The sequence below is a fragment of the Kribbella sp. NPDC104740 genome, assembly GCF_055583505.1.
The window spans coordinates 96,188-120,452 of the sequence record NZ_JBVJNV010000010.1 but is presented as its reverse complement, the minus strand read 5'-3'; the positions used below and the strand labels follow the sequence as shown (position 1 = coordinate 120,452).

20 protein-coding genes are annotated in these 24,265 nt (G+C 70.3%); 7 read left to right on the top strand and 13 right to left on the bottom strand.

Annotation, left to right across the window (positions count from 1 at the left end):
- Positions 1-67: 67 nt before the first annotated feature.
- Entirely contained in the window at positions 68-391 is a 324-nt protein-coding gene (locus ACZ6Z4_RS36080; RefSeq protein ID WP_363671465.1) for a hypothetical protein, read from the bottom strand.
- Between the two features lie 275 nt (positions 392-666).
- Between ACZ6Z4_RS36080 and ACZ6Z4_RS36075 the strand changes: the two genes are divergently transcribed.
- Complete coding sequence (locus tag ACZ6Z4_RS36075) at positions 667-2,082, top strand: 3' terminal RNA ribose 2'-O-methyltransferase Hen1 (RefSeq protein WP_465575799.1); 1,416 nt, start codon at positions 667-669, stop codon at positions 2,080-2,082.
- A complete protein-coding gene (locus ACZ6Z4_RS36070) occupies positions 2,082-4,610 on the top strand; it encodes a polynucleotide kinase-phosphatase (RefSeq protein ID WP_465575796.1) in 2,529 nt (842 codons plus the stop codon). The genes ACZ6Z4_RS36075 and ACZ6Z4_RS36070 overlap by 1 nt, the downstream gene beginning before the upstream one ends.
- Here the strand turns inward: ACZ6Z4_RS36070 and ACZ6Z4_RS36065 are convergent.
- The 5 genes from ACZ6Z4_RS36065 to ACZ6Z4_RS36045 all read right to left on the bottom strand — a co-directional run bounded on the left by ACZ6Z4_RS36065 (position 4,607) and on the right by ACZ6Z4_RS36045 (position 10,466).
- Entirely contained in the window at positions 4,607-6,820 is a 2,214-nt protein-coding gene (locus tag ACZ6Z4_RS36065) for an outer membrane protein assembly factor BamB family protein (RefSeq protein ID WP_465575793.1), read from the bottom strand. The genes ACZ6Z4_RS36070 and ACZ6Z4_RS36065 overlap by 4 nt on opposite strands.
- 85 nt (positions 6,821-6,905) lie before the next feature.
- Positions 6,906-7,481, bottom strand: a complete 576-nt coding sequence (locus ACZ6Z4_RS36060; protein WP_465575789.1) for a TetR/AcrR family transcriptional regulator — start codon at positions 7,479-7,481, stop codon at positions 6,906-6,908.
- A 30-nt stretch (positions 7,482-7,511) separates the two neighbouring features.
- Positions 7,512-8,375 carry an aldo/keto reductase gene (locus ACZ6Z4_RS36055; protein WP_465575782.1) on the bottom strand — a complete coding sequence of 288 codons (864 nt, stop codon included), beginning with the start codon at positions 8,373-8,375 and terminating at the stop codon, positions 7,512-7,514.
- A gap of 61 nt (positions 8,376-8,436) precedes the next feature.
- A complete protein-coding gene (locus ACZ6Z4_RS36050; RefSeq protein WP_465575777.1) occupies positions 8,437-9,387 on the bottom strand; it encodes a DNA glycosylase AlkZ-like family protein in 951 nt (316 codons plus the stop codon).
- Between the two features lie 98 nt (positions 9,388-9,485).
- Entirely contained in the window at positions 9,486-10,466 is a 981-nt protein-coding gene (locus tag ACZ6Z4_RS36045; RefSeq protein ID WP_465575774.1) for a carbohydrate kinase family protein, read from the bottom strand.
- Between the two features lie 94 nt (positions 10,467-10,560).
- On the opposite strand from ACZ6Z4_RS36045, the gene ACZ6Z4_RS36040 reads away from it, so the two are divergent.
- The 4 genes from ACZ6Z4_RS36040 to ACZ6Z4_RS36025 are packed head-to-tail and all read left to right on the top strand — an operon-like array spanning position 10,561 to position 13,766.
- Positions 10,561-11,202, top strand: coding sequence for an O-methyltransferase (locus ACZ6Z4_RS36040; protein WP_465575771.1), 642 nt, complete (start codon positions 10,561-10,563; stop codon positions 11,200-11,202).
- Complete coding sequence (locus ACZ6Z4_RS36035) at positions 11,199-11,840, top strand: ABC transporter ATP-binding protein (protein ID WP_465575769.1); 642 nt, start codon at positions 11,199-11,201, stop codon at positions 11,838-11,840. Before ACZ6Z4_RS36040 ends, ACZ6Z4_RS36035 begins: the two co-directional genes overlap by 4 nt.
- Complete coding sequence (locus ACZ6Z4_RS36030) at positions 11,837-13,357, top strand: DUF6297 family protein (protein WP_465575766.1); 1,521 nt, start codon at positions 11,837-11,839, stop codon at positions 13,355-13,357. Before ACZ6Z4_RS36035 ends, ACZ6Z4_RS36030 begins: the two co-directional genes overlap by 4 nt.
- Before the next feature lie 49 nt (positions 13,358-13,406).
- Positions 13,407-13,766 carry a hypothetical protein gene (locus ACZ6Z4_RS36025; protein ID WP_465575764.1) on the top strand — a complete coding sequence of 120 codons (360 nt, stop codon included), beginning with the start codon at positions 13,407-13,409 and terminating at the stop codon, positions 13,764-13,766.
- Here the strand turns inward: ACZ6Z4_RS36025 and ACZ6Z4_RS36020 are convergent.
- The 7 genes from ACZ6Z4_RS36020 to ACZ6Z4_RS35990 all read right to left on the bottom strand — a co-directional run bounded on the left by ACZ6Z4_RS36020 (position 13,723) and on the right by ACZ6Z4_RS35990 (position 22,234).
- Complete coding sequence (locus tag ACZ6Z4_RS36020) at positions 13,723-14,055, bottom strand: pyrophosphatase (protein WP_465575761.1); 333 nt, start codon at positions 14,053-14,055, stop codon at positions 13,723-13,725. The two genes, ACZ6Z4_RS36025 and ACZ6Z4_RS36020, sit on opposite strands and share 44 nt — an antisense overlap.
- A 33-nt stretch (positions 14,056-14,088) precedes the next feature.
- Entirely contained in the window at positions 14,089-15,333 is a 1,245-nt protein-coding gene (locus ACZ6Z4_RS36015; protein WP_465575758.1) for a hypothetical protein, read from the bottom strand.
- A gap of 12 nt (positions 15,334-15,345) precedes the next feature.
- Entirely contained in the window at positions 15,346-16,884 is a 1,539-nt protein-coding gene (locus tag ACZ6Z4_RS36010) for an alkaline phosphatase D family protein (RefSeq protein ID WP_465575754.1), read from the bottom strand.
- Positions 16,885-16,967: 83 nt separating this feature from the next.
- Complete coding sequence (locus ACZ6Z4_RS36005; protein WP_465575746.1) at positions 16,968-19,196, bottom strand: RICIN domain-containing protein; 2,229 nt, start codon at positions 19,194-19,196, stop codon at positions 16,968-16,970.
- Between the two features lie 96 nt (positions 19,197-19,292).
- The gene (locus tag ACZ6Z4_RS36000; RefSeq protein WP_465575742.1) at positions 19,293-20,192 is read right to left on the bottom strand and encodes a peptidoglycan recognition protein family protein; all 900 of its coding nucleotides are present in this window, start codon (positions 20,190-20,192) and stop codon (positions 19,293-19,295) included.
- Between the two features lie 115 nt (positions 20,193-20,307).
- The gene (locus ACZ6Z4_RS35995) at positions 20,308-21,420 is read right to left on the bottom strand and encodes an LLM class flavin-dependent oxidoreductase (RefSeq protein ID WP_465575737.1); all 1,113 of its coding nucleotides are present in this window, start codon (positions 21,418-21,420) and stop codon (positions 20,308-20,310) included.
- A 34-nt stretch (positions 21,421-21,454) separates the two neighbouring features.
- Positions 21,455-22,234 carry a phytanoyl-CoA dioxygenase family protein gene (locus ACZ6Z4_RS35990; RefSeq protein WP_465575732.1) on the bottom strand — a complete coding sequence of 260 codons (780 nt, stop codon included), beginning with the start codon at positions 22,232-22,234 and terminating at the stop codon, positions 21,455-21,457.
- A gap of 176 nt (positions 22,235-22,410) precedes the next feature.
- On the opposite strand from ACZ6Z4_RS35990, the gene ACZ6Z4_RS35985 reads away from it, so the two are divergent.
- The gene (locus ACZ6Z4_RS35985; RefSeq protein ID WP_465575729.1) at positions 22,411-24,264 is read left to right on the top strand and encodes a glycoside hydrolase family 76 protein; all 1,854 of its coding nucleotides are present in this window, start codon (positions 22,411-22,413) and stop codon (positions 24,262-24,264) included.
- Position 24,265: the final 1 nt, after the last annotated feature.

Below are 24,265 nucleotides of genomic sequence, written 5' to 3'. Positions count from 1 at the left end.
GGTGGCAACTACTTGAAGTAGTCGCCGGAGAGGCGCGCCCGTCGCCGCCGCTGGGATGGGTGCTGAGTCAAGCCGTTGCCACCGCTGGTGGCGGATGATGGGTGAGGCGGCCCGTGGCCAGGATGTGGGTGACCTCGCCGGGGAGCAGGTCGGTGCCGGGGACGGTCTCCATCTCGGAGACGTCGAGCCAGCGGACGACCGTGGCGCCGCAGTGGCCGTGCACGGCGAGGATCGAGTCGAGGTCCGGCCAGACGGCGGTGGACGGGTTCGCGCCGTGCCAGCGCAGGGCGACCGAGCCGTCGGTGAACACGCAGCCTTCGGCCACCACCCCGGTGCCGGAGACGCCGCTGACGTCGGTGAAACGGACGAGTTCGAAGGTCTGGGGCTTCACCGGCGGACCTCTGCGGTCGCGGTGGCCGGGCGGCGTACAGGTGCTGGTGCCATGGTCCTTTCCCCGGGTCGGCGTGGGTGGGTGCTCGCCACAAACCGGGGACCTGTACTGACAGTCAGCGGGGAAGGACGGTCCGTAGCGACTCATCTTCTTGCAACAAGCTAGGACCAAACCGGCCGGACGCGCCAGAGCCTGTCCGCGTGTCTCGCCGAGCGGTCGGTTATGGCGGACAAAAGGTCGCGCTCAGCGGACGCCTGCCGTGGTCGAATGTCGGAGTGTTCCTGACCATCGCCACCACGTCCAGCGGTCTCGGCGCCCCGGCGGCCGAGCTCGGCTTCCTGCTGCACAAGAACCCGGCGCGACCGCAGTCCGTCGAGGTCACCAGCGGGACGGCCCATGTGTTGTACCCGGAGGCCACCGACGAGGCCTGTACGGCGGCGGTGCTGCTCGAGATCGACCCGATCGCGCTGGTCCGCTCCGGCCGCGGCCGCGCCACCGAGGGCTTCACGCTCGGCCAGTACGTCAACGACCGCCCGTACGCCGCCTCCAGCCTGCTCGCCGTCGCGCTCGGCAAGCTGTTCCGGACCGCGATGAACGGCCGCTGCGACGCGCGGCCCGACCTCGCGGCGCGGCCGATCGAGCTCGCGCTGCACGTCCCGGCGCTGCCGTGCCGGGGTGGTGCGGCGCTGGCCGAGCGCCTGTTCGCGCCGCTGGGCTGGACGGTCGACGCGCGGCCGGTGCCGCTCGACCCGGAGATCCCCGAGTGGGGCGACTCGCGGTACGTCGACCTGCGGCTGACCGGCGTACTGCGGCTGGCGGACGCGCTGAACCACCTCTACGTGCTGCTGCCGGTGCTCGACGACGCCAAGCACTACTGGGTCGGCCCGGACGAGATCGACAAGCTGGTCAAGGCGGGTGACGGCTGGCTCGGCACGCACCCGGACAAGGAGCTGATCAGCCGACGCTACCTCGCGCACCGGCGGAAGCTGACCGACCTCGCGCTGGAACGCCTGACCGAGGCCGACGGGTTGTCGCTCGACGAGGACGTCGTGGAGCCCGAGGAGGAGAAGTCCGAGGTGCGCGTGTCGCTGGCGGTCCAGCGCCGGGAGGCGGTGGTCGGCGTACTGCAGGAGCTGGGTGCGCGGCGGGTGGCTGACCTGGGCTGCGGCGAAGGCCAGCTGGTCGGGCTGCTGCTCAAAGACGGCCGGTACGACGAGATCGTGGCGACCGACGTGTCGGCGCGCTCGCTGACGCTCGCCGAGCGGCGGCTGCACGTGGACGAGATGTCGGACCGGCAGCGCGAGCGGCTGCGGCTGTTCCAGTCCTCGGTGACGTACGCCGACGCCCGGCTGAGCGGGCTGGACGCGGCGGTGCTGATGGAGGTCGTCGAGCACGTCGACCCGCCGCGGCTGCCGGCGCTGGCGCAGGCTGTGTTCGGGGCGGCGCGGCCGGGCGCGGTGATCGTCACGACGCCGAACTCCGAGCACAACGTGCGCTACGAGACGCTCGCGGCCGGCAAGTTCCGGCACCCCGACCACCGGTTCGAGTGGACGCGGGACGAGTTCCACGCGTGGGCTGCCCAGGTCTGTGCGCAGTACGGGTACGGCGTGACGTTCCGGGCGGTCGGGCCGGACGACCCCGAGGTCGGGCCGCCGACCCAGCTCGCGCTGTTCCGGAAGGAGAACGTCTGATGGCGACGATCGGCGTACCGGCGCTCAGCCTGGTCGTGCTGGTGGGGGCGAGCGGGTCGGGCAAGTCGACCTTCGCGCGCAAGCACTTCCTCGGCACCGAGGTGATCTCCAGCGACTTCTGCCGCGGGCTGGTCTCCGACGACGAGAACGACCAGGCGGCGACCAAGGACGCGTTCGCGGTGCTGCACTTCATCGCGGGCAAGCGGCTCGCGGCCGGGCGGCTGACGGTGATCGACGCGACGAACGTGCAGCCGGAGGCGCGGCGCGAGCTGGTCGCGCTGGCGCGCGAGCACGACGTGCTGCCGGTGGCGATCGTGCTCGACCTGCCGGAGAAGGTGTGCCTGGAGCGGAACGCGCAGCGGCCGGACCGGGACTTCGGGGCGCGGGTCGTCGGTCGGCAGCGGTCGCAGCTGCGGCGCGGGCTGCGGAGCCTGCGGCGCGAGGGGTTCCGGACGGTGCACGTGCTGGAGACCGTTGAGGCGGTCGAGGAGGTGACGATCGAGCGGACCCGGCTGTTCAACGACCTGAGGGATCAGGAGGGGCCGTTCGATGTGATCGGGGACATCCACGGGTGCCGAGCCGAACTCGAAGAACTGCTTGGTGAGCTGAACTACACGATCATCAGAGATTCTGATGGTCGTGCGGTTGATGCAAGTTCTTCTGACGACAGAAGAGTTGTGTTCGTCGGGGACCTGGTCGACCGGGGGCCGGACACTCCTGGGGTGCTGCGGCTGGTGATGGGGATGGTTGCATCGGGCAACGCCTACTGCGTGGCCGGCAACCACGAGGACAAGCTGCTGAAGGCTCTCCGCGGGAAGAACGTGAAGACCTCGCACGGGCTGGCCGAGTCGCTGGAACAACTCGCGCACGAGAGCGACGAGTTCCGCGCGCAGGTCGAGCGCTTCATCGACGGCCTGGTGTCGCACTACGTGCTCGACCGCGGCAACCTCGTCGTCGCGCACGCCGGCCTGGTCGAGCGGATGCACGGTCGCGCCTCCGGCCGGGTCCGCGCGTTCTGCCTGTACGGCGAGACGACCGGCGAGACCGACGAGTTCGGGCTGCCGGTCCGCTACCCGTGGGCCCAGGACTACCGCGGCCGCGCGATGGTCGTCTACGGGCACACGCCGACCCCGGAGCCGGAGTGGATCAACAACACGATCTGCCTCGACACCGGAGTTGTGTTCGGCGGCGCGCTGACCGCGCTGCGGTATCCGGAGCGCGAGCTGGTCGCCGTACCGGCTGCGGAGCAGTACTACGCGCCGGCCAAGCCGCTGCACGTGCCGAGTGCGCCGACGCGCGAGCCCGACGTACTGGACATCACCGACGTCACCGGGCGCCGGGTGATCGAGACCGCGACGCACGGGCGGCTCAGTGTCCGCGCCGAGCAGGCGGGGGCGGCGCTGGAGGTGATGAGCCGGTTCGCGATCGATCCGCGGTTCCTGCTCTACCTGCCGCCGACGATGAGCCCGGTCGCGACCTCGCCGGAGCCCGGGCTGCTGGAGCACCCGCGGCAGGCGTTCGAGGCGTACCAGGGCCAGGGCGTCACCGAGCTCGTGTGCGAGGAGAAGCACATGGGGTCGCGCGCGGTCGTGCTGGTGACTCGCGACGACGATGTCGCCGAGAAGCGGTTCGGACTGGCCGGGCGCGGCGCGGTGCACACGCGGACGGGGCGGGCGTTCTTCAAGCCGGATCTGAGTGACGAGCTGCTGCTCGGGCTGCGTTCCGTGGTCGAGGAGGCGGGGCTGTTCGACGAGCTGGACACTTCGTGGCTGCTGCTCGACGCTGAGCTGCTGCCCTGGAGCGCGAAGGCCGGTGACCTGCTCCGCAACCAGTACGCCGCCGTCGGCGCGGCCGCGCGGTCGTCGTTGCCGGTGGCAACGGCTGCGCTGGAGACGGCCGCGGCGGCCGGGCTCGACGTGGGCGAGCTGCTGGAGCGGACCCGCGAGCGGTCGGCGAACGCGGAGCTGTTCAGTGCGGCGTACCGGCGGTACTGCTGGCCGACCGACGGCCTGGAGGGTGTCCGGGTGGCGCCGTTCCAGGTGCTGGCGTCGGAGGGGGCGACGTACCACGACCGGCCGCACGCCTGGCACCTCGGGATCGCGGACCGGATGGTTGCCGCGGGCCCGTCGTTGATCACGGCAACGCGGCGGCTGTTCGTCGACGAGGGCTCGTGGGCCGACGGGATCGCGTGGTGGGAGGAGCTGACCGGCGCGGGCGGCGAGGGCATGGTGGTCAAGCCGGCCGCGAACCTGGTCCGGACCGGCAAGGGCCTGGCGCAGCCGGGACTGAAGGTCCGCGGGCAGGAGTACCTGCGGATCATCTACGGCCCCGACTACACCGCACCGGCCAACTTCGAGCGGCTCCGGAACCGGAACCTCGGCCACAAGCGCTCGCTCGCGCTCCGCGAGTACGCGCTCGGCCTCGAGTCGCTCGAACGCGCTGCCCGCGGTGAACCGCTGTGGCGGGTCCACGAGTGCGTGTTCGCCGTACTGGCGCTCGAATCCGAGCCGGTTGACCCACGGCTCTAGAGGCCGGTCACAGCACGCAGTACGCCGTCCTGGAAGCCGATCACCAGCGTGTGGTCGGCGACCAGGATCGGCGTGGAGAACGTGTTCGCCTTGCTGACCTGGAGGACCGGCTCGGCCGTGCCGTTCGCGAGGTCGATCCGGGTGAGCAGGCCGGTGGTGCCGACCAGCCATGCGGTCCTGCCGTCGCGCGAGATCGCCGGACCGGACTCGAACGCGCGGAGCAGCGGCCGGATCGTCCACCGGGTGGCACCGGTCGCCGGGTCGGCCATCACGACGTTGCCCTGCTCGTCGACCAGCAACAACCCGTACGCCGTGAGGTGCGACGGCGTGTAGATGTAGCTGCCGTTGCGCGTCCACTTGGTGGCGCCGGTCGCCGGGTCGAGCGACATCGCGCTGGAGACCGTCGCGAGCAGCGGCGAGCCATCCGGCAGCAGCTCGACCTCGCCGCTCCAGGCGCCGTAGATCAGCTGCTGGTACGGCGTGGTCTTGTTGGTGATCGACACTGCCCAGAGTTCGGCACCGGTGCGGGCGTCGAAGGCGTGCGCCTTGCCGTCGCCGCCACCGGCGTACACGCGGGTGCCGTCGCAGGCGACCTGACCGGCGAACAGGCCGTTGAGGGCGGCGGACCAGAGCACGCGACCGCGGCCGTCGAGGCAGTGGAGGCGGCCGCCTGCGGTGACGAGGATGCGGTGCCGGCCGTCGACCTTCGTGACGAGCGGGCTGGAGAGGACGGGGGCGTGCAGGTTGGAGGACCAGACGGTCGAGCCCTTCGAGGCGTCGAAGGCGTAGAGGCGGTGGTCGGCGGAGGGGACGAGGACGGTGCGGTCCATCAGCGCGGGTGCGCGGTGGACGGCGCCGATCGTGTGCTTCCAGCGGCGGTTGCCCTTGGGGGAGAAGGCGTGGACCTCACCGGCGGCGGTCGCGGCGACGAAGCCGTCGGGGATGGGGAGGAGTGCGCCCTGGATCGCGCCGTTCAGTTCCTTTGTCCAGGCAACTGTCGGTGCCTTCTTGGCGGTGAGCTTCATCGTGAGCGTTCGGTCGTACGCGGCACCGTCGTTGCCGATGGCCCGGAGCTGCACCCGGTGCTCGCCGAGCGGCAGCGCGGCCGCGTTGAGCTCGCCCTGCCAGGTGTTGTTGCGGCCCTTCACGAGCGGCACCCAGGTCCCCGCGTTGCTCCCGCTGAACACGTTCTGCGGGTACACCTGCGCGATCACCTGCGCAGGCGTGGTCCTGTACGCCGCCGACACGGTGATCGCCTCGCGGGTCGCGTGCAGGTCAGCGTGGTGCGGTTCGAGCACCTCACCCGGGCCGGTGCGGCCGAGCGGAATCGTGGTGACCGCGGTCGACGTCGGCGTACCGGTGGCCGGGACGGCGACCTCGGTGACGTCGAGGCGGCTGCCGTCCGGCGAGCGCTCGACCCAGTAGAAGCTCGGGATCGCGAACGTGTTGCGCATCGCGACCTGGGTCAGGCCGTTGAACGCGGCGACCTGCTGGCGGTGGATGTGGCCGGCGAAGATCGCCCGGACCCGGTGCCCGGCGATCCGGTCCAGGAAGTCCTCGGTGTCGTTCACGTAGTAGTTGTCGGCGCCCAGCGGGTAGTGCAGGAACATCGCGGTCGGCAGCTCCCGGCCGCGCAGCGCGCGGGAGACATGGTCGAGCCCGTCCTCGCCGAACAGACCCGGCTCCTCGAACATCTGCATCGGCGCGAGCCCGACCACGCGCAGCCCGTGCAGCTCGAACGACGACCACTCGGGGCCGAAGTAGCGGCGGTAGGTCTCGAACGCGTCCGGGCTCCAGCGCGACTCGTGGTTGCCGGGCACGTGCTGGATCCGGTCCCACAGCCCGGCCGGGACCGACGCGCGGTACATCGCGAACTCGTCGTCGACGCCGTAGTCGGTGATGTCGCCGCAGTGCAGGACGAAGTCCGGGTGCAGGCCCTGGGCAACGGTCAGCATCCGGTTCAGGTCCTTGGACCGGTCCGGCAGCACGACGTCGGCGTGGGTGTCGGTGATCACCGCGAACTTGAGCGAGGTGGTGTGGTCGTCGCCGTACGACGGCCCGGTGGTGCTGTCGACGCCGTACGGCGAACCGGTGCTGAGCGGGGACGCGGCGGCGGTGGCGGCCGGGAGCAGGGCTCCACCGGCCAGGCCCAGACCGGCCAGACCGAGGAACCGGCGGCGGCTGGGATCAGGAGTCAGGTTTGTACGCACGAATCTCGACCCTGCGCCCGGGGGAAATCGATGTCAACGGGCTGGGCCGAGTGTTGGCCCAGCGGTCCCTGACGGTTCAGGGAAACTACCGCAGAAGTCCGCCCAGTGCCGCGGCGGAGAGCTGGTCGGCCTCCTCGGCGGTCAGCGGCGCGTGCCCGGTGAGCAGCCGGAAGATCAGCGGGCCGAACAGGACGTCGATCGCGGTCGCCGCGCTGATGCCCGGCTTCACCTCGCCCCGGTCGACCGCGCGCTGCCACAGCTCGGTGACCGCGGCGCGCCGCGCGTCCAGGAAGTACTCCCGGATGTACGGCGCCGCCTGCGGGTCGGTCACCGATGCCGCCAGCAACTGCGCGAACACGCGGCCGTGCGGTCCGGCGTAGAAACGACTCACTCGGCGGACCTGCTCGGCGAGGTCACCCCTCGCCGAACCTGTGTCCGGCAAGGGGATCGCGGCGGCCATCTCCCGGCCGAAGGCCTCGGCCGCGATCGCGGTCCGGGACGGCCAGTGCTTGTAGATGGTCGCCTTGCTCACCCCGGACCGCACCGAGATCGCGTCCACGGTCGCGGCCGCGGGCCCACCCTCGGCGAGCAACTCCTTGGTTGCGCAGAGCACCGAGTCCTGCGCCCTGAGGCTGCGCGGGTGCGTCGCCTTGTCAGGCATCGTGGTCCGTGCCGGTCGCGACCGTGCTCATCAGCCGGCGGCCTCGGTGAGGTGGTCGAACTCCGCGTCGGTCAGCTCGAGCCGGGCGGCCGCGATGTTGTCCTCGACGTGGGCGACCGAGGAGGTGCCGGGGATCGGGAGGATGTTGGGGGAGCGCTTGAGCAGCCAGGCCAGTGCGAGCTGGGACGGCGAGGCGTCGTGGTCCTTGGCGATCGCGTCGAGCGGGCCGCCCGGGCGGGCGAGGCCGCCGGTGGCGAGCGGGAACCACGGGATGAAGCCCAGACCGTTCTGCTCGGCGTACTCGAGGACGGGCTCGTCGTCACGCTGGGCGAGGTTGTAGAGGTTCTGCACCGAGACGATCCGGGCGGTCTTGCTCGCCTCCTCGATCTGCTCGACGCTGACCTGGGACAGGCCGATGTGCCGGATCTTGCCCTCCTGCTGGAGCGCGGCCAGCTCGCCGACCTGGTCGGCGACCGGGACCGTGGGGTCGATCCGGTGCAGCTGGAGCAGGTCGATCCGCTCCAGGCCGAGGTGCCGCAGGCTCAGCTCGACCTGCTGGCGCAGGAACGCCGGGAGGCCGATCGGCGTCCACTGCCCCGGCCCGGTCCGCGCGAAGCCGGCCTTGGTGGCGATCACCAGGTCATCGGCGTACGGGTGCAGGGCCTCCTTGAGCAGCAGGTCCGCGGTGAACGGGCCGTAGGCATCGGCCGTGTCGATGAAGTTCACGCCGAGCTCGACCGCGCGCTTGAGCACCCGGACGGCCTCGGCGGGGTCCTTCGAGTCGCCCCAGACGCCGGGACCCGGCAACTGCATCGTGCCGTATCCGAGCCGCCGTACCGTCAGATCGCCGCCGATGGTGAACTCACCCGACGCGGCCGCAACTGCTTCAGTCATCAAAACTCTCCCTGGAGTGAACTGAACGTACAGTTCAGTTACAACCGGGCGGGTGCCGCGTTCATTCCCCGATCTGCAGGGAGATCTTGCCGGCGCCGGGGATGGGGAAGCTCTCGGCCTCGGCGGCGAGGTCGTCGCACTGGGCTTTGGTGAGCCGTTCGGAGAGTTTCACGCTCACGCGGGCACCCTTGCGGCCCCAGGCGCCGACGATCCGGCCGTCGAGCAGGACGCCGTTGGGGTGGAAGGTGTCGGAGGCGGGGGTGAGCGGGCGTTTGCCGGGGCCGACGAAGAGGCCGGTCTTGTCCCGCCCGAGCAGCCGGAGGTCGGGCTCGACCAGCAGCCGTACGCCGCGGGGCTTCGGTACGCCGTCGCCGGGCCGGTCGGCCCCGTCGCGCCCGGAGAAGGCGGGCTCGTCCGCTTGATGGACCCATGCTCGGGTGCCTTCGAGGTCGACCTCGACCAGCTCGTCGGCCAGCAGCTTCCACGTCTCCCGAGCATCAGGCGCCGAAAGCCCGGCCCACCAAGCGAACGCCTGCGGAGTGGTCGGCGCGAAGTTGCGCAGATGCCGCCGCAGCAGCTCGCGCCGAGCCTCGACCGGATCGACCTGCGGCCGCGGAACCTCACGGACCCACAGCGCGCTGGTCGTCCACCGCAGCGCGATCCGCCCGGTCGCACACGCGGGCCGCAGATCCTCCAGCTCGCGACCAGGCCGCCGCGGCTGCTCCTGCGCCTCGCGCCAGTGGGCTCGACGAAGCTCGACCAGCTCCGGCGCCCGCACTTCACGCCCCGCGAGCAGCCGGCAGATCGCCTCTGCGGAGTCCTCCAGCTCCTCGGCGTCGTCCGGCAGGCGGCCGATGGTGAAGACCCCGAAGTCCTTCGCCGGCAGCACGTACACCGCACCCCGAGGGCTGTACGTCTGCATCAGCGCCGGGTCTTCCCACGCCGTCGGCTCACACTCGGCGACCCGAGCATGCAACCCCAGCAGCGCGTCACGCGGCGCCGTGTCCTGCAACCCGGCGTACGCCGCCTCCTCGTACGCCCCCGCAGGCAGCCGAGTGGTCAGGTTGTTGACGAGCAGGCGGTACGCGACCGCCTGCTCGCGGGTGATGCTCAGTTGAGGCCGAGCGCCTTGGCGGCGGCCTCGGCGGCCTCCTCGCCGTACGCCGACGCGAGACGCTTCAGGAACGCCGGGCGGTCGAGCGTGTACTCCTGCGTGCCGACCGTCTCCAGCACCGTGGTCGCCAGCGTGCAGCCGATCTGCGCCGCGAGCTCGTGGTCCAGGCCGGCCGCGCGGCCGGTCAGGTAGCCCGCGCGGAAGGCGTCGCCGCCGCCGGTCGGGTCGACCAGGCCGGGAGCCGGGACCGCGGGGATCTTCGCGAGCACGCCGTCGGCGTTCTCGATCACGACGCCGTCGCCGCCGTGGGTGGTGACCCGGACGCCGACCCGGCTGAGGATCTCGTCCTGGCTCCAGCCGGTCTTCTGCGCCATCAGGCCGGACTCGTACTCGTTGCTGAACAGGTACGTCGCGCCGTCGATCAGCTCGCGGATCTGCTCGCCGTCCATCCGGGCCAGCTGCTGCGACGGGTCGGCCGCGACGGCGATCCCGTTCTCGCGGGCCAGCCGGGTGTGCTTCAGCATGCCGTCCGGGTCGTCGGCGCCGACCAGGACCAGGTCGATGCCGCCGGTCCTGGCGTGGATCTCGGCCAGGTCGATCTCGCGGGCCTCGGCCATCGCGCCGGTGTAGAAGGAGGCGATCTGGTTCGCGTCCAGGTCCGTCGTACAGGTGAAGCGCGCGGTGTGCACGTTCTCGCAGATCCGGACGTGCGAGACGTCGACACCGGCCGCGGTCAGCGCCGCGCCGTACTCGGTGAAGTCGGCCCCGACCGAGCCGACCAGCAGCGACGGGCGGCCGAGCTGGGCCATCCCGTAGCAGATGTTGGCGCCGACACCGCCGCGGTGCACGACCAGCTCGTCGACCAGGAACGACAGCGACACCTTGTGCATCTGCTCACCGACGAACTGGTCCTTGAAGCGTCCGGGGAACGTCATCAGGATGTCGGTCGCGATCGATCCGGCGACGGCGATCTGCATGCTGGGGCACTCCTAGAAGGGGTCGGTGTCGAGCTGACGAACAACCCGTAGAGACTACAGGCGACCGAACACGACGACGAAACGGCGGAAACGGATGGGCAACCAGGTCCAGGTGACCGACCAGCTGCACGACTACATGGTGGCGCACGGGATGCCGCTTGACGAGATCGCCACCGAGCTGGTCGCGGAGACGCAGAAGCTCGGCTCGGCCGCGGTGATGCTGACGACGGCCGACCAGGCCGCCCTGCTGACCACCCTGACCCGGCTGATCTCGGCCAGGCGCGCGGTCGAGATCGGCACCTTCACCGGCTTCTCGGCGCTCGCGATCGCCCGCGGTCTGCCCGAGGACGGCAAGCTGATCTGCCTCGACGTCAGCGACGAGTGGACCTCGATCGGCCGCCCGTACTGGGAGCGGGCCGGCGTCGCGGACAAGATCGAGCTGCGGATCGGTGACGCGCACGAGTCCGCCGCCCAGCTCGAGGGCGAGTTCGACCTGGCCTTCGTCGACGCCGACAAGCCCGCCTACATCGAGTACTTCGAGCACCTGGTGCCGCGGGTGCGGACCAACGGGCTGCTGCTGTTCGACAACACGCTGGCCGGCGGCCGCGTGGTCGGGCTGCACGACGAGGACCCGGTCGACCGCAAGGAGTTCAACGCCCACGTGGCCAACGACGACCGCGTCGACGTGGTCATGCTCGGCATCGGCGACGGGCTGACGCTGGTCCGCAAGCGATGACGAAAGCGGCACCCCGGCTCGCCGTGACGGGCCTGCGGCACCTGTACGCCGACCGGCCGGTGATCGAGGACCTGACCTTCAGCCTCGCTCCCGGCCGCGCGGTCGCGCTGGTCGGCCCCAACGGCGCGGGCAAGACGACCGTGCTGCGCTGCATCGTCGGCGCGCACGAACCGGCGGCGGGCAAGATCCTGCTGGACGGCGTACCGATCGACGAGCGCGCCGAGGTCGTCCGACGCGACGTCGCCGCGCTGCTCGACGACCTCGACTTCTTCCCGGACCTGACCGCGGCCGAGCACCTCGACCTGCTCGCCCGCGCGCACGGCAACCCCGAACCCGAGGACCTGGTCGACACGCTGCTCGACGACGTCGGGCTGCTCGCGGCGGCCGACCAGCTGCCCGGCTCGCTGTCGTCGGGTCAGCGCCGCCGGCTCGCGCTGGCAACGACGCTGGTCCGGCCGCGGAAGCTGCTCGTGCTCGACGAGCCGGAGCAGCGGCTGGACACAGCCGGCGTGGCGTGGCTGGCGGAACGGCTGATCGAGGAGAAGAAGGCGGGAACGTCGGTGGTGTTCGCGAGTCACGACCCGGGCCTGGTGGAGGCCGTCGCCGACGACCGCGTCGAGCTCACCCCGCTGCCATGAGCGCCACCTCCGACGGCCCGGTGGTGTTCGACCCGGCAGACTTCGGCGCGATCCCGCGGTCGGCGGAGCTGCGCCGCTGGATGCGCAAGGTGCGGCGCGGCAAGGCGGACCGGACGATCTGGCAGCAGTTCGAGGACATCTATTTGGTGGTCTTCGCGCTGGCGATGCTGGGGGCGACCGGCGGGAACGTCGTACGGCACCTGAACAACAAGTCCGCGGCGTGCTCGTCGGCGTCGTGCGGCTGGTTGCTGGACACCGTGCCGTGGATCCTGGTGCCGCTGCTGGTCTCCTGGATGCTGCGGGTGCTGCTGAGCGTTGGGCCGGTATCGGCTTCGCGGGCGACCGGGTTCTGGTTGATGGCGACACCTGTTGATCGCGGCGCGTTGCTGCGGCCGGCGTACCGGCTGGTGATCGCGGTGGCCGTGGTGATGGGTGCGCTGGCTGCGGTGATCGGCTTCGCGCTGTTTGGTGCTGGTTGGTCGACTGTCGGAGAGGCGGCGCTGCTGACTGTGCTGCTGCTGGTCGGTACGGCGTGCGCGACGGTGTGGGCGCAGCAGGTGCCGGCGAGAGGGCGGTGGGCGCTGCGGGTGTCTGACGCGCTGCTGGTGGTTGCTGCTGTTCCTGCGCTGATCCTGGCGACGCAAGCTGGAAAGAGTACTGAGCCGAGGACCTTGGCTGTTGTCAGTAGCAGCATTTCTGTGCGGTGGCTGGGGTTGGCTGTAGTAGTTGCTGTTCTTGCTGGCCTGCTCGTTTTCTTCACCGCTCGTACCCTCGCTCGGCTCCCCAAGCAGAGCGTTGTCGCCGGCGGTGAGCTGCTCGCCGGGATGGCCGGCGCCGCGATCACCATGGACGTCAGCCTGCTCGCCGACGTCGTCGCCGGCCGCCACTGGCGGACCGTCGGGCGCCTGAAGTCCCGCCGCGGCCGCGGCGAGCGCGTCCAGGCGATCATCCACCGCGAGTTCCGCCGTGTGCTCCGCTGGCCGCGCCGCCTGATCGTCGGCGCGGGCCTGCTCGTCGTCCCGTACGCCGTCGCCGGCACCGGCTACGACGTGCTCGTCCCGATCGCCGCCGGCTTCGCGGGCTTCGTCGCGGTGCGCCCGCTGATGGACGGACTCCGCTCGGTCTGCCGATCGACGGGTCTGGTCCGAGCACTCGGGATGGATCTCCGCGAGCTGCGCGTCGCGATGTCCGTCGTACCAGGCGGTCTCGTGCTCCTCTGGGTCCTCGCAGCCGGCCCCGCCCTCGGCGACGCGGCCACCGGCTTCGCAGTCGCCGCCGGCATCCTCACCGGCGTCGTCCGCCAGGCCTCCGCCCGCCCCCCGTCGTACGCCGGCCCGCTCGTCGCCTCCCCGATGGGCGCGATCCCACCGGGCCTGTTCTCGCAGCCGATCCGCGGCTTCGACCTCCTCCTGCTCTGCCTGCTCCCGGTGCTGTTCGGCTGGCCACCACTCTGGTCGTTCGTGATCCCAGGCATCGTGCTCGCGATCATGTTCTCGGTCCCACCGAAGACGACCTGACACCCATCGTGACTACACTGCGCTGGACCACAGCTCACAGGGGGTCACGATGGCAGTGCAGGACGCGAGCGGGAACTTCGTCCCGCGCTACCGGAGCCGCGACGTCGCCACGCTGCTGCTCCTCCCCTTCGGCGGGTTCCTGCTGTTCGTGGGCTGGGTGATCGGCGTCGTTCTGCTCTGGAAGTCGGACCGCTGGACACGCAAGGAGAAGTGGCTCGGCACGCTGATCTGGCCGTTCGGCTACCTGTTCGTCACGTTCGCGGTGAACTACTACGCACCGAACGGCTGGACGATGCCGATCTGGCTCGGCATCCCGGTCGCCGTGCTGATCGCCGCGGCGCCGGTCCCGGTGCTGGTGATGCTGGTCAAGAACGCGAACCCGGGGCGTTCAGCTGCGCCTCGCGGATGAGCCATTTGCGTTCGACAGCCGCCGGTACGTCGACCTTGTGGTGGTGCGCGAGCAGCAGGAGCTGACACAGCACGTCGGCGAATTCGAGCTCGAAGGAGTCGCGGATCTCCTCGTCGGACAACCCCTTGGTGCGGGCTCGGCCGGTGACCTGGAGGTAGGACTGGGTGAGCTCGCCGACCTCCTCCTGCAGCTTGAGCAGGAACCAGTCGCTGTCGCGGTCGATGCCGAGGTACTCGCCGTACCGGGCCGAGATGCGCTCGGCCCGGGCGGTCAGGTCTGAGATGTCCACGGGACCTACCCAAGCAGGTCCCGTGGACAGGTTTCACCAGCCGTTGTTGGCGAAACTGTGGCCGAGGATGATCTGGTCGAAGGTGTTGCCGTCGTTGTCGTCGGTGTAGGCGACCGCGACCTCGGACCAGGGGGAGACCGCCACGGCGAGCTGCTCCTGGCGGCCGTCGGTGAGCTGGCTCAGGCGCTGGGCGTCGAGGCGCCCGGTGCTCGAGCCGTCGGGGCCGAAGCCGCGGACCCAGACGTCGAGGTCGGCGGCCTGGGTGGTCCAGCCGACGACGGTGTTCGCCTGGTCGTCGATGCCGATCGAGGGCAGTGTCGCGGCGGCCGCGACCTGGAGATCGGTGTGCCGGGCGGTGCCGGTCGGGGTGAAGGAGCGCGTCGCGGTCGTCGTACCGGACTGCCAGGCGACCGCGAAGTCGCCGTTGAAGTTCGCCGCGACCGACGCGCGGGTCTGCTCGCCGGTGAGCGTGGCGTTCGCCGTACGGCGGGACAGGTTGACCGCGCCGTTGGTGCGCGCGAGCCGGACCAGGCCGACGTCGTACGACGCGTTGGCGTCGGCGTCGTCGTCCCAGACCACGAGCGCGTCACCCGAGGCCGAGACCGCGACGTCGGGGTTGTGGTGCTGACCGGTCGTCGCCGACGCGGTCACCTCCCAGGCGCGGGTGGTCGGGCCGGTGAAGCCGGCGGCCTTGATCGTGGCCGGCGTACCGGTCTGGATGTCCTCCCAGGCGACGGTGAACGCGACCGCCGCGGTCGACGGCGCGCCGTCCGGGTCGACGGCGACGCGCGGCTTGATCTGCTGGCCGTCGGAGTTGCTGTTCGCGCTGCCCGACGCGGTGACCGTCCCGGCGGTGTTCACGACCCGGTACGGGATGTTGTAGTAGCCGTTGCCGTCCGGGTCGTCGGCCCAGACCACGACCGCGTTGCCCTTGTCGTCCAGCCCGACGTCCGGCGTCAGGTGCCGCCAGTTGGTGACGCCGCTGCCGCCCGCGGCTGACAGCTTCTTCTCGTACACGGCGGTGCCGTTGCGGAACAGGCGAAGGTAGATCTCGCTGTGCGCGTTGTCCTCGGGGGCGGTGGTGTCGCGGTCGTCCTCCCAGACCACGGCGACGTACCCGGTGCGGTTGGTCGCGATCGCGGCGACGTCCTGGTCGCCGGTGGAGTCGCTGTTCGCGGTCACCCAGGTCGGCGCGGCGACGGCGGCTTGAGCGGTCAGGACTCCCGTGGCGCTGAGCAGGACGGTGGCGACGGTGATCCCCAGAATCTTCTTCTTCATGGTCGCTTCCCCTCAGACCGTCTGCAGGCCGGGACGGCCCTCTTCGACGACGAACGACTTCACGGTGGTCGCGGCGGCGCCGTGCTCGGAGACCTTGGCCACCGCGCGGAAGTCGGCGCGCATCTGGGTCGGGCTGAACGTGGTCCGGACGTAACCGCGGCGGTTGTTGTAGAACTTCAGCCACGGGTTGGTGCCGACGTCCGGGATCGCGGTCGCGCCGTCACCGTCACCGCTGGAGGTGACCGAGCTGGTGACCAGCTCCTGGCCGATCACCGCCGACGCCGGGTTGTTGTAGTCGGCAACCAAGTTGCTGGCCCAGGCGCGGTGCACGTCACCGGTGAGTACGACGGGGTTGCGCACGCCGCGGTCGACCCAACCCTGCTGGATCCGCGCGCGGGAGGCGCGGTAGCCGTCCCACGCGTCCATGCTCGCGCCGGTGGAGTTGAAGCGGCGCGCGAAGAACACCTGCTGGCCGAGGATGTCCCAGGTGCTGGTGTGCTGGTTCAGGCTGTTCAGCAGCCAGGTCTCCTGCGCGTTGCCGGGCAGGCTGCGGCTGGCCAGGTCGGCGTCCGAGCAGACCTTCCAGCCGTCGCCACAGGCCTGGTCGTTGCGGTACTGCCGGGTGTCGAGCATGTGGAAGCTGGCCAGCTTGCCCCACGGCAGCTTGCGGTACAGCGGGATGCTCGCGCCGCTCGGCGCCTGCGCGGGCCGCAGCGGCATGTTCTCGTAGTACGCCTTGTACGCCGCGGTCTGCCGCGCGGTCCACTGCGCCGCGGTCAGCGACGGCGTGCTGTCGGCGCGGATGTTGCCGGCCCGGTTGTTCTCGATCTCGTGGTCGTCCGGCACGACGATCCACGGCGCGGCCGCGTGCGCGGCCTGCAGGTCCGGGTCGGACTTGTACTGCGCGTACCGGCGGCGGTAGTCCGCCAGCGAGACGATCTCGGAGGCGCCGGCGTGCAGCCGCGGGCGGCCGGCGGTCGCGCCGTACTCGTAGATGTAGTCGCCGAGGTGCAGGATGACGCCCGGGTTGTCCTCGGCCATCCGGCGGTAGACGGTGAAGTAGCCCTCCTCGTAGTGCGAGCAGGAGGTGAACGCCATGGTGAGGTCCCGCCCGTTTGTGCCGGGCGCCGGGGCGGTGCGGGTGCGGCCGACGGGGGAGAGGTGCCCCTGGGCGCGGAAGCGGTAGAAGTAGTCGGCGTCCGGGTTGAGCCCACCGGCGACGACGTGCACCGAGTGCGCGGCGGCGTACGTCGCGGTGACGGAGCCGGAAGCGACGAGGGTCGTGAAGCGGTCGTCGGTCGACACCTGCCAGTCGACGGCGACGTTGGCGTTGGCCATCCCGCCTTGACCGTCGGCGTTGAGCGGCGAGGGAGCGAGGCGCGTCCACAGCACGACGCTGCTGGCGTCGGGCTCGCCGGACGCGACACCGAGCTGGAACGGGTACGGGACGGCGGCGGTGGCGTTGACGACGCTGGAGTACGCGGGCACGGCGGCAGCACCTGCTGCCGCCAGCCCACCGAGCACAAAGGATCTACGACTGATCGGAGTCATGGTCTCACCTTCGGAACGGGGCGGAAAGTTCGCTCCTATGGTGAGACCATGTCCGTAACTTTTCTACAGCGCAGCGTGAACTCTTAGGGGTAATTGACCCACTGGGCGACGTTGGTGTTCGAGTTGGACGGACCGCCCGTGTTGTTGATGACGTGGGAGATCGTTCCGCGGCCGCCGAGCGAGACGGTGACCATGTTGTGGAACTTCACGCCGGCCTTGTTCGGGACCTCGAAGGCGCGGTCGGCGACGATGCTGGCGTCGCTGGTGAAGACGCAGTAGCTGCCGAGCCCCCAGGCCTCGTGCGTGGTGACCGAGTCGGCGACCTTGTAGGCGGCGTACCCGCGGGTGGAGCCGTTCGTCCAGGCGCCCTGGTTCGGCGGGTCGTACGGCATCTCGTTCTGGTAGAAGTACGTCCGGCCGCCGTTGCCGTTCCAGATCGTCTGGTACTTCTGGTAGTGCTCGACGAACAACCCGTACGCCGTGACGTTGTCGCCGTTGACGACCAGGCCGGTGTCGGCGGTGTTGGTGTTCCAGCCGACGCCGAACGAGTGGTCACCGCGCCACAGCCAGGCGTGGTCGAGGATCACGTTGTCGCTGTTGATCCGCAGCGTCTCGGTCGCCTTGCCGACCGCGGAACCGCCGATCCGGAAGTACACGTCGTGCAGCGACGTCGGGTTCGCGCTGTGGTTCGCCGAGGCGCCGGTCTGGCCGACCTCCATCAGCAGCGGCGAGTTCGTCGGCGCGGCGTCGATCAGCAGGCCGGCGATCTTGACGCCGTCGACGTCGGCGACGGTGATCGCCGAGTTGCCGTTGGTCGGCATCACGGTGGCCAGACCGAGGCCGAGAACGACCGTGTCCGGGCGGGTGATCCGCAGCGGCTCCGACAGCCGGAAGATGCCCGGGGTGAACAGGATGTCCTTGCCCGCGGCAAGTTCCGCGTTCAGGGTCGCGCCGGACACACCCGGCTTGGCGATGTAGAACTGGCTGATCGGCAGCGACTGCCCCGCGGGGTTGCCGTTGGTCCAGCCGGGGCCGGCCGAGTTCTGCTTCAGCGCCGGGACGAACACCTGGTAGGCGCCGGCGTTGTCGACGTACAGGTACGGCTTCTCGCGGATCACCGGAGTCTGCGCGACCTTGGTGTACGGCGGGTTCGGGAAGTTGCCGGCCGGTGCGTTCTGCGCGCCGACGAAGACCATGTTCCAGTTCTGGCCGGTCCAGCTGCCCCAGTTGGTGTTGCGCGACAGCCACTGCTGCTGGCTGCCCGATCGGACCTGGCCGTCGACGACCGTGTCGGCCATGAAACCGCCGCTCGACCAGCCGCCGTCGTCCAGCGCGAGGTTGCCCTTCAGGTGCATCCGCCGGTACGCCGACGCCTGGCTGACCGCCCAGCGGTCGAGGCCGCCCGGCGGGTTCACGGCCAGGCCCTCGGCGCCGCGCCAGAAGTTGTGGGTCGCGTTCTGCGGCGGGAACCAGTCCGCCTCGACGTGCACGGCGCCGTTGATGTTCACGCTGTCCGGCGTCAGGCCGAGACCGGCGACCTGGGTGAAGAAGCCGACGTTAGCGCTGACGTTGTAGGTGCCCGGCTTGAACAGGAGGGCGTAGCGCTGCTCGCCGTACTGGTTCTCCTCCTGCTGGTTGAAGACCTGGTCGAGCCGCGACTGGATCTGGCTCTGCGGCATCGACGGGTCGAAGACCGACACGTTCGGGCCGAGGTCCGGTGTACCGGGCGGGTTGGTCGGGGGCGTGCCGTCCACAGGGGTGATCCTGAACGATTGGGCGGCGCTGCCGTTGCAGGCGTACTGCTGCAGCTGGACGCTGTCGGCGTTGGAGGCCGATGGGACGTCGAGGCACTTGCCGCTGTTGCGGTTGACGAGGTGGTAGGCGCCGTCGGCCTCCTCGACCGGGCGGAACTGCTGGTTGGCACCGTTGCCGTAGGCCCACAAGTGGATCAGCGCGCCGTCGGCGGCCGAGACGTTGCTGACGTCAAGCACCTGGCCGGCGGCGTTGCGCGCGTTGATCCGCACGTAGCCGTCGGAGGTCGGCTGGAACTGCCACTGCTGGGCGGCGCTGCTGTTGCAGGTGTACTGCTGTACGGCGGTGCCGTTGGCGGTCTGCGCGCCACGGGCGTCGACACACTTGCCGCTGTTCTTCGCGGTCACGGTGTTCCAGCCGGTCGGCGAGATGGCGGCGGTCGCGGCCGGTGAGCTGACGACGGTCAGCCCGGTCGCTACGACAGCAGCGACCAGCGCCGCCGAGACGGCCGCGAACTTGCGGCCGCGCGGCGGCGGGCGGAGCGGGGCGACTCCAGGCATGGGGGATCTCCTCAAGGTCGGGGCGGGCCGTGCGCGGGTGCGGGAATGCGCATTCGGGCACGGGTGACCTAAGGAAAGCCAAGTTGCTTACTTAATTCAAGAGGTAGCCGAAGGGTTGTCGGATTCCGGAACCGGTTCCGGATCGGTCTGCTGGTTCGCGCCGTTCGGCAGCGCGGCGAGGATCGCGTTGAACCGGCGGACGTAGTCCTCGTAGCGGCCGGCCTCCTGGTTGACCAGGCCCTGGACGCGGCGCTGCAGGTCGGCGTACCGGCCCTCCTCCTGGTCGGTCAGGGCCTGCACGCGGTTGGCCAGGTCGGCGTACCGCTGGGCCTCCGCGGCCTGGAACTTGCGCAGCTCGGCGAGTACCTCGTCGGCGTTTGCCATGTCGTCTCCATCGGGTCCGGCCCGCAGTACGGCGGCCAGGTCGGTACGGAACTTGTTCATCGGGTTGCGGCCCGGGTCGGTCTTGCGCCGGGTGTGCTCACGGTGACCGATCACCGCGAGCGCGTTCCAGCCGTGGAAGTCACAGACCGCGGCGGCGTGCAGCAGCGCCGTCCGGTACGCCGCCGCGGTCATCGCGCGGGCGCCGTCGTACCGGACCTCGTTGCCGTAGTAGTGCGCGTTGCCGTCGACGTTGTCGGCGCCGGGCCGCAGCTCCGCGGTGTAGCCGGCGTAGTTCTGCGCGGTCACCCGGCTGAGCGTGGTCTGCGACCCGCGCCCCGCATGGTTGGCCCGCCCGACCGCCCCGACGTGCAGGTCCCCGTCCATGTCGGTCGACACGTTGCACAACGGCCCCGGAATCCCTTCCTCGGCCCGCCCCCGCACGAACAGGAAGTTCAGGTAGTCGTCACTCTGCGAGTTGCTGCCCGTGTGGTGCACCATCACCCCGCGCACGTCCCCGAACGCCCCCGGCCGCCCCCGCGTCCGCCACCCCGGGTACTCCCGGAACTTGACCCCCCACTTCCGCAACGCCGCCACGGTCTGGTCAGCCGTCATCGGTCGGGCCAAAACACACCTCATCGCCTCACGTCTTCACCGACAGTGGCGAAGCTCGTACCGGGAGTAGTCCCCGCCTGACTCCCAGGTAAACCTCACCGCCCGAGGAACCTACTCACTCCGCGGGTGCGGCGTCGAGGGGCTGGCCGGACAGGAGTGGGAGGAGCTGGTCGCCGACGCGGATGATCTCCTCGCGGTAGGGGGTGTCGGAGAGGATGAAGTGGGTGATGCCCAGGTCCTGGTACTTGCGGAGGGACTTGGCGACGTCGTCGGGGGAGCCGACGAGCCAGGTGGTGCCGGCGCCGCCTCCGCCGTACTTGCCGGGGGCTGTGTAGAGGTTGTCGTCGAGGACGTCGCCGCGGGCCGCGAGGTCGAGGAGGCGTTGCTGGCCCACGGCTTTGAAGCGTCTGGCGTTGGGGCCGTGGGTGTCGCGGAAGTTGGTGTCCCCTTCTAGTTGTCTGGACATCTGCTCGACCTTGGCCTCGGCGTCGGACCAGGCCTCTTCGGTGGTGTCGCGGATGAGCGTGGTGATGCGGAGGCCGTACTCAAGGGGTCTGTGCTCGCGGTCGAGGGTTTGTTGGAGCGCGTTGAGTCTGGTGATGCGTTCGGCGATGCCGTCGAGCGGTTCGCCCCAGAAGAGCTGGACGTCGGCGTCGGTCGCGGCGACGCGTTCGGCGGCGGGGGAGGCGCCGCCGAAGTAGAGGCGGGGGTGGGGGCGGCCTTCCCTGGCGATCGGCCGCGTCGCGACGGTCGAGTCGGTGACGTGGAAGTGGTCGCCGGTGAAGGTCACGTTCTCCTCGGTCCACAGGCGGCGTACGAGCTGGAGGAACTCCTTGGTGCGCGCATAGCGCTGGGCCTGGTCGCCCTCGCTGTCGCCGTACGCCGCGAGGTTGTCCTGGCCGGAGACGATGTTGATCAGCAGACGCCCGTCGCTGAGCTGGTCGAGCGTGCTCGCGGCGGAGGCGAAGTGCGCGGGCTGCCAGTAGCCGGGACGGATCGCAGCGAGCGGCTGGAAGGTCGTCGTACGGGCGGCCAGCGCTGTCGCGACCGTGAGAGTGTCCGGCCGGCCCCAGCCGGTGCCGAGCAGCGCGCCGCCCCAACCGTGCTGCTCGGTCAACCGCGCGAGGTCGGTCAACCGCTCCAGACTGTTGTGCCCGGTCGTCGTGTCGTCCCCGCGATGCCCGGGCTGGACCTGGTTCGGGATGTACCAGAGAAGTTCGAGGCTCATACCAAACAAGTTTATTCCAGCAAACTTACTGGACTTAGGTCGTCTCACGAACGGCGTCGAGGATCGCCGCCTCCACCGGGTACGCCGTACTGCGGTCCTCGAGCGCGAACGGCTCCAGCAGTGCGATCCCCGGCTGGGTGATCATCCGCGCCGTCGTACCGCGGTGCGGCCAGGACGCCGCGTGCACCAGGAACGGATGGCACAGGAACACGTCCCCCGCCGAGCCGGTCGCGTGAACGACCTCCCGATGCGCACTGGCCTCCCCGACCAGCGGCCCCGAAGCAGCCATGTCCATCCCGTCGTCCCCAGCCGGCGCCAGCACCCGCACCGCATCGACGTGCGACCCGACCCGGATCCGCGTCGGCGCATCATCCATCCCGACATCAGTCAGCAGGAACAACGCCAGCAACCCCCGCTCCCGGCTCCGGATGTTCGACCGCCACTCGCTGCCGGACCAGTAACTGGTCTCGATGTGCCACCCGGCGTCCCGCGGATCCTCGTCCGACGGAAACCGCGCCGGGATCGTCCCGCCCATCCCGTCGTGCTTCAACCACCGCCCGGGCCCGATCAACTGGTCGTACGCCGCCCAGAGCGCAGGCGCGGTCCCGGCCGCGGCGAACGGCCCGTCGTTCGGGCTGATGATCCGTATTACGGGCGCCGACCAGGTCGACCGGTCGTCACGCAGTACGCCTTGCTGCGCGAGCTCGGCCCAGACGGCGTCCACACACGCCTCCACGACCTCCCGCGGCACGGCACCCCGAACCGCCACGAACCCGTCGGCCTGAAACGCAGCGATCTCACCGGACGACAACATGCCGAGCACTCTCCGCCGCCGGCCTGGCACCGGCAACCGAATATCCCGCCGTGCCGCTCGGTCAGGCGTGCTGTCTCACCGTTCGGCATTGACATCGTTGTCCCGGGTGATCAGGATACTGAAACGTTTCCAACCTCGGTCGGCCGAGCCGCCCAGAGCCTCGAGGAGATTCGCTCATGATCCTGAGTCGTTTGCTGACTGCCGGTGCGGTGGTGCTGGCTGTCGGGGCAGCGTCGGTGCTGCCCGCTGGAGCTGATCCGGGTGGGGGCGCGTCGGCCACTGCTCGGTCTCGTGTTGCCGCCGACGTGCTGATGAGCTCGTACGAACCGGTGAAAGCCTGGTTCCCCTCCAGCTGGTGGAACTCGGCGGTTGCACTGCAGACCGTCGGTGACTACATGCAGCGCACCGGCGACCGTCGCTACGTCCCGCAGCTCGACAACACCTTCGAGAAGGACAAAGGCGTCTTCCCGGCCGGCTACCTCTCCGGTGACCCGCTGCTCGGGAACTTCACCAGTCGGGCGATCGACGACTCCGAGTGGTGGGCGCTGACCTGGATCCAGACCTACGACCTGACCAAGAATCGCAAGTACCTCGACATGGCCGTCACCATCGCGGAGTACGTCGAGGACTACTGGGACGGCACCTGCGGCGGCGGGGTCTGGTGGGACGCCGAGCGTACGTACAAGAACGCTGTCACCAACGGGCTCTGGATTCGGCTGACCGCCGAGCTGCACAACCGGATCCCGGGCGACCGGCACTGGCTCGGGCGTGCGCAGCAGGGGTGGAACTGGTTCACCGGCAGCGGGCTGATCAACGCTGATGGTCTGGTCAACGACGGGCTCAACACCGGCACCTGCAAGTCCAACGGCGACACGGTGTGGACCTACAACCAGGGTCTGGCGATCGGTGCCGGTCTCGAGCTGTGGCGGGCGACTCGCGACCCCCGGTTGCTCACGACCGTACGACGGCTCGCCGACTCGGCGATGGGCGGGCTGGCGCCGAACGGCGTACTGGCCGAGTCCTGCGAGGCGCCCGGCAAGAGCTGCGACGACAACCAGAAGCAGTTCAAGGGGATCTTCCTGCGCTACTGGATGGATCTGACCGACACCACGCACGACCGGCGCTACCTCGCCTTCCAGAGCCGGCAGGCCGCGACGGTCTGGGAGCATCGCGACGCCGCCGGCCGGCTCGGGCTGCGCTGGGCCGGTGGGGAGCCGAACGTCTTCGACTGGCGGACCCAGGCGAGCGCGCTCAGCGCGCTGATCGCCGACGTACCGGCGCGGCCGCAGGTGCGATCGCTGTCCGCGACGATGACTCCGGCGCAACCCGTGGTGATGGCCACGGGCGAGAGCGCGACCCGGGTCAAGCTGGCCGCCCGTGTCCAGGTGACGGCGCCGGCCGGACAGCGGCTCACCGCTGAGGTCCGGGCCTCCGCGCCCGCGGGGTGGACCGTGTCACCGCGGCGGGCGAGCGTGACCCTGAGGGCGAAGGGCAACGCCGTCCCGGTGCAGGCGGAGGTCCCGCTCGAGGTCGTCATCCCGGCCGGTACGACGGACGGCCACTACCCGGTGACCGTCACCGCATCCGCCGGTCCGCAGCTGACGTTCAGCACCCGAGCCGACATCCAGGTGGCGCGCAGCGTCGACTTCGACACCGGCACCGCGGCCGAACTGCCCTGGCTGTACGACGCGGGCGGCTCGCAGAGCAACGGCGTCCAGAACCGCTTCGCCGACGGCACCGCGTCCTTCACCTACCGCTTCCCGTTCCCCGCGAGCGCCACGGCGGCGTCCGCGACGCTGACGATCGACAACGAGTACGTCGTCGAGGTGAGCGGTGACGGCCGGCAGTGGACGGAGCTGGCCCGCGAGACCGAGCACGCCCACGACGGCCAGAACAAGGCGGTCCGGACGTTCGACCTCACCTCGCACCTCGGCGCGGACAAGACGGCGTACGTCCGGATCTCCGACGCGTTCCCCGACGAGGGCTGGGGCGGCCGGCTGTACCACCTGAGCGCGACGTACGCCGGGTAGC

What these genes read in the sequence shown, in the direction of transcription:
- ACZ6Z4_RS36010 (WP_465575754.1), bottom strand. Translation starts at nt 16,884, where the DNA reads ATGACTCCGATCAGTCGTAGATCCTTTGTGCTCGGTGGGCTGGCGGCA.
- ACZ6Z4_RS36000 (WP_465575742.1), bottom strand. Translation starts at nt 20,192, where the DNA reads ATGACGGCTGACCAGACCGTGGCGGCGTTGCGGAAGTGGGGGGTCAAG.
- ACZ6Z4_RS36060 (WP_465575789.1), bottom strand. Translation starts at nt 7,481, where the DNA reads ATGCCTGACAAGGCGACGCACCCGCGCAGCCTCAGGGCGCAGGACTCG.
- ACZ6Z4_RS36070 (WP_465575796.1), top strand. Translation starts at nt 2,082, where the DNA reads ATGGCGACGATCGGCGTACCGGCGCTCAGCCTGGTCGTGCTGGTGGGG.
- ACZ6Z4_RS35995 (WP_465575737.1), bottom strand. Translation starts at nt 21,420, where the DNA reads ATGAGCCTCGAACTTCTCTGGTACATCCCGAACCAGGTCCAGCCCGGG.
- ACZ6Z4_RS36055 (WP_465575782.1), bottom strand. Translation starts at nt 8,375, where the DNA reads ATGACTGAAGCAGTTGCGGCCGCGTCGGGTGAGTTCACCATCGGCGGC.
- ACZ6Z4_RS36005 (WP_465575746.1), bottom strand. Translation starts at nt 19,196, where the DNA reads ATGCCTGGAGTCGCCCCGCTCCGCCCGCCGCCGCGCGGCCGCAAGTTC.
- ACZ6Z4_RS36025 (WP_465575764.1), top strand. Translation starts at nt 13,407, where the DNA reads ATGGCAGTGCAGGACGCGAGCGGGAACTTCGTCCCGCGCTACCGGAGC.
- ACZ6Z4_RS35985 (WP_465575729.1), top strand. Translation starts at nt 22,411, where the DNA reads ATGATCCTGAGTCGTTTGCTGACTGCCGGTGCGGTGGTGCTGGCTGTC.
- ACZ6Z4_RS36045 (WP_465575774.1), bottom strand. Translation starts at nt 10,466, where the DNA reads ATGCAGATCGCCGTCGCCGGATCGATCGCGACCGACATCCTGATGACG.
- ACZ6Z4_RS36030 (WP_465575766.1), top strand. Translation starts at nt 11,837, where the DNA reads ATGAGCGCCACCTCCGACGGCCCGGTGGTGTTCGACCCGGCAGACTTC.
- ACZ6Z4_RS36040 (WP_465575771.1), top strand. Translation starts at nt 10,561, where the DNA reads ATGGGCAACCAGGTCCAGGTGACCGACCAGCTGCACGACTACATGGTG.
- ACZ6Z4_RS36015 (WP_465575758.1), bottom strand. Translation starts at nt 15,333, where the DNA reads ATGAAGAAGAAGATTCTGGGGATCACCGTCGCCACCGTCCTGCTCAGC.
- ACZ6Z4_RS35990 (WP_465575732.1), bottom strand. Translation starts at nt 22,234, where the DNA reads ATGTTGTCGTCCGGTGAGATCGCTGCGTTTCAGGCCGACGGGTTCGTG.
- ACZ6Z4_RS36035 (WP_465575769.1), top strand. Translation starts at nt 11,199, where the DNA reads ATGACGAAAGCGGCACCCCGGCTCGCCGTGACGGGCCTGCGGCACCTG.